This is a genomic window from Algibacter mikhailovii (assembly GCF_014651495.1).
GTDB classification, from domain to species: Bacteria; Bacteroidota; Bacteroidia; order Flavobacteriales; family Flavobacteriaceae; genus Algibacter_E; species Algibacter_E mikhailovii.
The window spans coordinates 83,609-90,610 of record NZ_BMWZ01000010.1; the positions used below are offsets into that span (position 1 = coordinate 83,609).

3 protein-coding genes are annotated in these 7,002 nt (G+C 31.7%); 2 read left to right on the plus strand and 1 reads right to left on the minus strand.

Annotation, left to right across the window (positions count from 1 at the left end; translation table 11 throughout):
- Positions 1–23: 23 nt before the first annotated feature.
- A complete protein-coding gene (locus IE051_RS17170) occupies positions 24–1,202 on the plus strand; it encodes a cytochrome-c peroxidase (RefSeq protein ID WP_189362648.1) in 1,179 nt (392 codons plus the stop codon).
- Between the two features lie 87 nt (positions 1,203–1,289).
- Positions 1,290–5,558, plus strand: coding sequence for a hybrid sensor histidine kinase/response regulator transcription factor (locus IE051_RS17175; RefSeq protein ID WP_189362649.1), 4,269 nt, complete (start codon positions 1,290–1,292; stop codon positions 5,556–5,558).
- 267 nt (positions 5,559–5,825) lie between these two features.
- On the opposite strand, the gene IE051_RS17180 is transcribed toward IE051_RS17175, so the two are convergent.
- Entirely contained in the window at positions 5,826–6,434 is a 609-nt protein-coding gene (locus IE051_RS17180) for an acetyltransferase (RefSeq protein ID WP_189362650.1), read from the minus strand.
- Between the last annotated feature and the right edge of the window lie 568 nt (positions 6,435–7,002).

Below are 7,002 nucleotides of genomic sequence, written 5' to 3' on the forward strand. Positions count from 1 at the left end.
GTTAGTTTGACATCTTTTAATACATGAATCTCATAATTAAATATTCATATTTAAAAACTATTGCAGTTCTGTGTATACTTTTTGTTTTCTCTTGCTCCCAGAAAAAACAAGTTCAGGCTTTAGATAAAAACGCTTTATACCTGCCAATTCCCCTGAGTGTTAATCACCCAATAAACAACAAAGCTAATCAGGATAAAATGGAATTAGGGAAATTGCTTTTTTATGATCCTATTTTATCTGGTAATAAAGATGTAGCATGCGCTACATGCCATCATCCTGAATTTGGTTATGCCGAATCCTTGGATCTATCCATTGGAGTTAATGGTCAAGGATTAGGCCCTAATAGAAAATTCAATAAAGGAAATAACATCCCCAGAACTCAACGAAATGCACCTACTATTTTAAATGTAGCTTTTAATGGTATGGATATAAATGGTAATTACAATTCCTTAAAATCTCCAATGTTTTGGGATGCCAGAGCAAATAGTTTAGAAGAACAATCATTGATGCCTATTATATCTTTTGAAGAAATGAGAGGCCCCCATTTCTCTGAAGCAGTGATTTTAGATACCATTGTGAAACGATTAAAAAACATACCGGAGTATGTTCACTTATTTGAAAAGGCCTTTAGAAATAAAAAAGCAATTTCCGCAATAACAATTTCAAAAGCCATAGCATGCTTTGAGCGCACACTAATTACAAATAACTCTAGATTTGACCAATACTTGAGAGGCAATAAAAACGCATTATCTCAAGGCGAGTTAGATGGATTTGAATTATTCAAAAAAGCAAAATGTCACACCTGTCATAATGGTCCTATGTTTAGTGATTATAAAATGCATGTTTTAGGCCTTGCAGATAATAATAAGCTTAAAGCTTCGGATTCTGGTTTTAAACAGACCTATGCATTTAGAACCCCAACATTAAGAAACTTAAGACATACTGCCCCCTATATGCACAATGGTACTAAAGAATCATTAATAAAAGTTCTTGAATTTTACGAAGACATCTCCTCCGGAAATTCTAAAAACCCAAACATACCTGATACTGAAATAGATTCTCTTGTAAAAGACAGTCCCCTAAAAGTTCAAGACATGTCTCTTATTATCTCATTCCTCAATAGTTTAAACTCTGAAAACTTTGATAAATCAATACCAACGGAGGTTCCAAGTAAACTACAGGTTGGTGGCAATATTTTATAAAATTGCACACCATAATTAGAATCAAAATAGTCCAACAGAATAAAAGTCTTACAGGTTTTAATTAAGCATTTTAATATATTTGTCTATATGACGAAAACATCCTCAAATAACTCCAAAATTAGATATTTCTTCATTTTAATAATCTTGTCTTTTTTTGTTGGTCACGCACAAAATTCTGTAAAATTTGACCATTTAAACACAGAAAACGGGTTATCACAAAGTGACGTAAATACTATTTTTCAAGATGACGAAGGCTTTATGTGGTTTGGTACGCATGATGGTTTGAATAGATATGATGGTTATGATTTTAAAGTTTTTAAACCAAACTCAAAAAATACTAATAGTATAAGTAGTAATTTAATTTTTGACATTGTTGATGATAAGACAGGGAATTTATGGATTGGAACTACAGGTAATGGCCTAAATTATTTTGATAAAGATTTAGAAGTATTTAAAACCTTTAAACATGATCAAGAAAACAAGAAAAGCATTGTAAGTGATCATATAAAATCGCTTTTCAGGGATAGCAGTAATAGACTTTGGATTAATACTATTAAAGGCATAGATATTCTTGATTTAAATAAACCTTTTGACTCATTAAGTTTCAAGCATCTTGATTTCAATAAGAATAGCATCATAGAAACAAACAATAGAGATATTATTGCTTTTATTTATGAGGACAGTGCAAAACATATTTGGGTGGGAAGCTCTTTTGGCTTATTCCAATTATCAAGAGACAAAATTGGAGACATCTATTTTAAAAGTATAAATAGTTTAATCAATCTTCCAATGGCTTCGGTAAGAAGTATTGCTGAAGATCGCTTCAACTCTCTAATTATTGCCACCAGCAATGGTTTATTTCGTTATATGCCGGAAAGGGAAGTTAATAAAACTCAACGTATTCAAGAAGGCTCATTTACTACGGTGTTGGTTGATAAAAACCATATATGGGCAGGAACAGATGAAGGTCTTTTTGAATTTTCAAATACTTCTAAAACCAATCCGATTGAACTCCTTTCCTTATACAAGTATGATCCTAAAAACCCCAATACCAGTTTAAGTAAAAACTTGGTAAAATCATTGTACATGGATAATATTGGTAATGTATGGATTGGAACCAATGGCGGTGGTGTAAACAAATTTGACCCTCAAAGAAAGCAATTCAATCATATCAAAAACGGCTTTGACTCTATGAGTTTGAGTCATGATAAAGTGCGCTCCATTTTTCAAGATAGCAAAAAGAACCTCTGGATAGGTACAGAAGGTGGCGGGCTAAACCTTCAAACCAAAAATACCCGCGTAAAAAATTCTAATAAATTTAAAGTTTTTAATAATATAAATAAGGTATTTGCAATTGAGGAAATTGAATTAAAAGATTCAAAGAAATTGTTTTTTGGTGGTGAAGGCACTCCTGGCCTTTATCAGTTGGATTTAACCTCCAAAAAAGAAATCACCAATAAAGATATAAAACCTATTAAAGGCATCTCAAATAGAGTTTTTTCTATTTTGCAAGATGCAGACAAAAACATTTGGATAGGCTCTTACAATGAAGGCTTACAGCGGTTACGGGTAAAAAGTGACCTAACAATTATTCAAAAAGAAACATTTACGCACGATCCAAACACCCCATTTAGTATACCCAATAATATTATTCGTGATATTTTTCAAGACTCTAGAGGTGATATTTGGTTTGCAACAGGCCAGGGTCTTGCAAGATTAACTGCTTCAGAATTAAATTCGAAACAACCAGAATTTGATATATTTAAGAATAACCCTGAAGATTTAAGCTCCATTAGCCACAATTACATCTTAACCATTTATGAAAGTAAAGTTGGCGACATTTGGGTAGGGACCCTAGGCGGCGGTTTAAACAAAGTTATTAAAGGAGATTCTAATGCTATTAGTTTTAAAGTATATTCGGAAGAAGATGGACTTCCAAACGATGTTATTAAGGGAATTCTGGAAGGTGATGATGGCCAACTATGGCTGTCAACAAATAAAGGGTTATCTAAATTTAACCCTATTGATGCTACTTTTCAAAATTACGATGTAAATGATGGTTTACAAAGTAATGAATTTAGTGAGCTTGCAGCATTTAAAATGAGTAATGGAGAATTGCTTTTTGGTGGTGTAAACGGTTTAACATCCTTTAAACCAAGTGCCATCATTAACAATAAAGTTAATGCAGAAACGGTATTTACAAACTTTTCATTATTTAATAAGCCCGTAAAAATTGGAGAACAAATTAATGGTCGAGTAATCCTGCCTGAATCCATAAATAGTATGGATGAAATAGAATTGAAGTACGATGAGAACAGTATCTCTTTTGAGTTTGCTGCCTTACATTTTGCCGCATCAAAGAAAAACAAATACGCCTATAAACTAGAAGGATTTAATAAGGAATGGTTGTATACGAGCGCTGATAACCGCATTGCCAATTATACTAATTTAGCCCCTGGTATGTATACATTGCGAGTAAAAGCCTCGAATAATGACAATATATGGGATGAAACTCCTATTGCCATTAAAATTCATATTACACCCCCTTTTTGGAGAACCAAAGTAGCTTATTTTCTATACATACTGCTATTTATAAGTTTACTTTTAGCATTTAGACGATATACCATTATGCGTTCAACAACAAAATATGAAATAGAGCTTGCGCATATCGAAAAAGTAAAAAACGAAGAGTTACATCGTCTAAAATTAGAATTTTACACAAATATTTCCCATGAATTTAGAACCCCATTAACCTTAATTAAAGGTCCAATAGACTATTTGATTCAAAAAGGAAAAGAAATTAGTCCTAAAGAATTAATAGATCAACATAACATGATTAGCAAAAACACTACGTATTTACTTAGGTTGGTTAATCAATTATTAGATTTCAGAAAAATGGATCATGGGAAAATGAAATTGAATCTAAGCAAAAGTGATATTGTTGAATTTCTAAAAGAAGTTGGAGAACCGTTTCAGTTTTTAAGTCATAAAAAACATATAAAGTTTGAAATAAAAAGTTCGAAATCAACCATTTCAACTTGGTTTGATCCTGACGCCATTGAGAAAATAGTGAATAACCTGTTATCTAATGCCTTTAAATTCACCCCAGAAGAAGGTACAATTACCTTGAGTATATTTGATGAAAATGATTTTACGCCACCTGATAATATTGACGTTAATATAAACCCTTCTGAATATATAGTAATTGAAGTAAAAGATTCTGGTCCTGGAATTCCGGCGCATAGAATTAAACATATTTTTGAACGCTACTATAGCGATTTAAATATCAGTAGTAAAACTAAAAATAAAGGATCGGGAATTGGCCTTTCATATACGAATAATCTTGTAAAATTACACCAAGGAATTATTAAGGTAAAAAGTGATGCGGAACATGGCACTGCATTTTATGTATGGCTTCCTAAAAAACGCAATACATATTCTAGCACTAATGATATAAACTTCCACGAGGTCTTTGAAGCAAAAGACTTTATTAATCAAAAGGATGCCGAATCACATGCTATTAGTGTAATTGATGATATAGCTGATCAAAATATCACAAGATCCAGGTCCAAACTTCCCGTTCTATTATTGGTTGAGGATAACCCCGACATTAGATCTTTCATAAAAAAAGGTTTAGGGGAAAGTTATTATATATATGAAGCTAGTAATGGCAAAAAAGGTCTTGAACAAGCCATCAAATTTATGCCCAATATTGTGATAACAGATTTAGTTATGCCCGAAATGGATGGTATCGAATTTTGTAATAAACTAAAAACCGCACAAGAAACGAGTCATATACCTGTAGTTATACTTACTGCAAAACTATCACAAGAAAAGGAAATCGAAGGTTTAAAAATTGGTGCTGATGCCTACCTTAGAAAACCTTTTAATTTAGAACTTCTAGAACTTAAATTATCTAATATTCTAAAGCATAGAGAACAACTTAGAAAACGTTTTATTAGAGAAGTAGCACTGCAGCCTAATGAGGTAACCGTGACGTCATCTGATGAACTTTTTTTACAAAAAGCAATTAAATCTGTTGAATCTAACATGACCAATTCAGAGTATAGCGTAGAAATGTTTGTACAAGATATGCTAATGAGCAGGAGTAACGTCTATTTAAAAATTAAAGAATTAACAGGATTATCGACTAGTGAATTCATAAGAACTATACGTTTAAAACGAGCTCTTCAGTTATTTGAAACTACGGACTTATCAGTAAAGGAAGTTATGTATAGAACCGGGTTCAATACAGCATCCTACTTTTCAAAATGTTTCAAAAAACAGTTTGGAATAATACCTAGTAAGTATATTAAAAATGAGTCATCAGAAGATATAATTACTAATAGAACTTAGCCCAAACCTTTTGTGCTAAATAATTTACAACTATATATTTTCTTTAAATCTTCAATAGGGTAGTTAGTTTTTTTAATTAGCAATATGCTCTTAAAACTTATTTAGAGGTATTCCAATACTACCAAACTAGTCCTTTGAAAATATTAATCTTCTCAAACCTCAGATACGAATTAATCTTGCTAATAGAATATGAAATAAAGAACATAATAGAAATATCTATTTCCTTACTTTCATACTTCGACAGACTTATTCAAAATGATAGTTAATTTAAATTGGTCTAGCAGGTATACCTACAACAGTTTTATTAGGTAACACATCTTTTGTCACAACGGATCCTGCCCCAACTATTGACCAATCCCCAACGTTAGTTAGCGGCAATACAGTACTGTTTAAAGCTACAAATACACCTTCGCCAACAGATACACCACCTGCCAAATGGGCAACTGCCACATGAGAATAATTTCCAACAATACAATCATGATCGACACTTGCTTTAGTATTAATAACCACATGGTCTCCTAAAGTACTCCCTGCTTGTATAATAGCTCCTGCGCACACTATAGTACCTTTCCCTAAATTAACATCTGGGCTTATCCAAGAAAATGGATGAATGGCGTTTACCCAATCAAAATCAAATTTTTGAGCTATTTCCTTACGTCGTTTATTATTTCCAATTCCAATGATAGCTTTTACTTTACTATCCGATACCAAATCGCTAATTTTACCTAATACTGGAATTTCCAAAAAGGTTTTTCCTTGTTTCTCTATATCATCATCATAATAACCTAAAACCTTAATATTACTTGCAAGAAGTATACTTGCAACCACAGTACCATGTCCACCTGCTCCAATAATAATTACACCTTCATCTTTCATTTTATAATTATTTAAATTTATAGTTCTCTGTGCTTAACACGAAATACGTTCTATATATCTTTTACAATATATTTATACAACTACTTTTTTTTAAAAGTTAACTTTCGAATTTCTGCAAAATAAATGTTAATGTCTTACCAATTCCAAGGCATAATAAAACAAAATGTACTATTCTGAATCATCCTTAATTTTGGAATTATAACAAATCAAAACTAATAAATAAAATCCATGAAATACCAATTTACCCGATATAATACAGTTTTTCACTTAAATAAATGTGGTTATCTCGATGAAATGCAGATTTTATAGCTTAAAAGAATAATCGTAAATTCTTGATTTAGCTATAAATAAATTAAATTCGTGAAGTTTTATTGAATAAGATAAATTCCTAAACACCGTCAATGCATATCTTAAAATAAAGCAATAAAAGTCGTAGTAATTGTTCAGAGATATTTTGAACAGATGACTTCCACCCAAAAAAAAATCCTCAACAAATACATGTTGAGGATTCAAAAAAGGCAACGACCTACTCTCCCACAAATGTAGTACCATCGGCGCAAATGGGCTT

What these genes read in the sequence shown, in the direction of transcription:
- IE051_RS17170 (WP_189362648.1), top strand. Translation starts at nt 24, where the DNA reads ATGAATCTCATAATTAAATATTCATATTTAAAAACTATTGCAGTTCTG.
- IE051_RS17175 (WP_189362649.1), top strand. Translation starts at nt 1,290, where the DNA reads ATGACGAAAACATCCTCAAATAACTCCAAAATTAGATATTTCTTCATT.
- IE051_RS17180 (WP_189362650.1), bottom strand. Translation starts at nt 6,434, where the DNA reads ATGAAAGATGAAGGTGTAATTATTATTGGAGCAGGTGGACATGGTACT.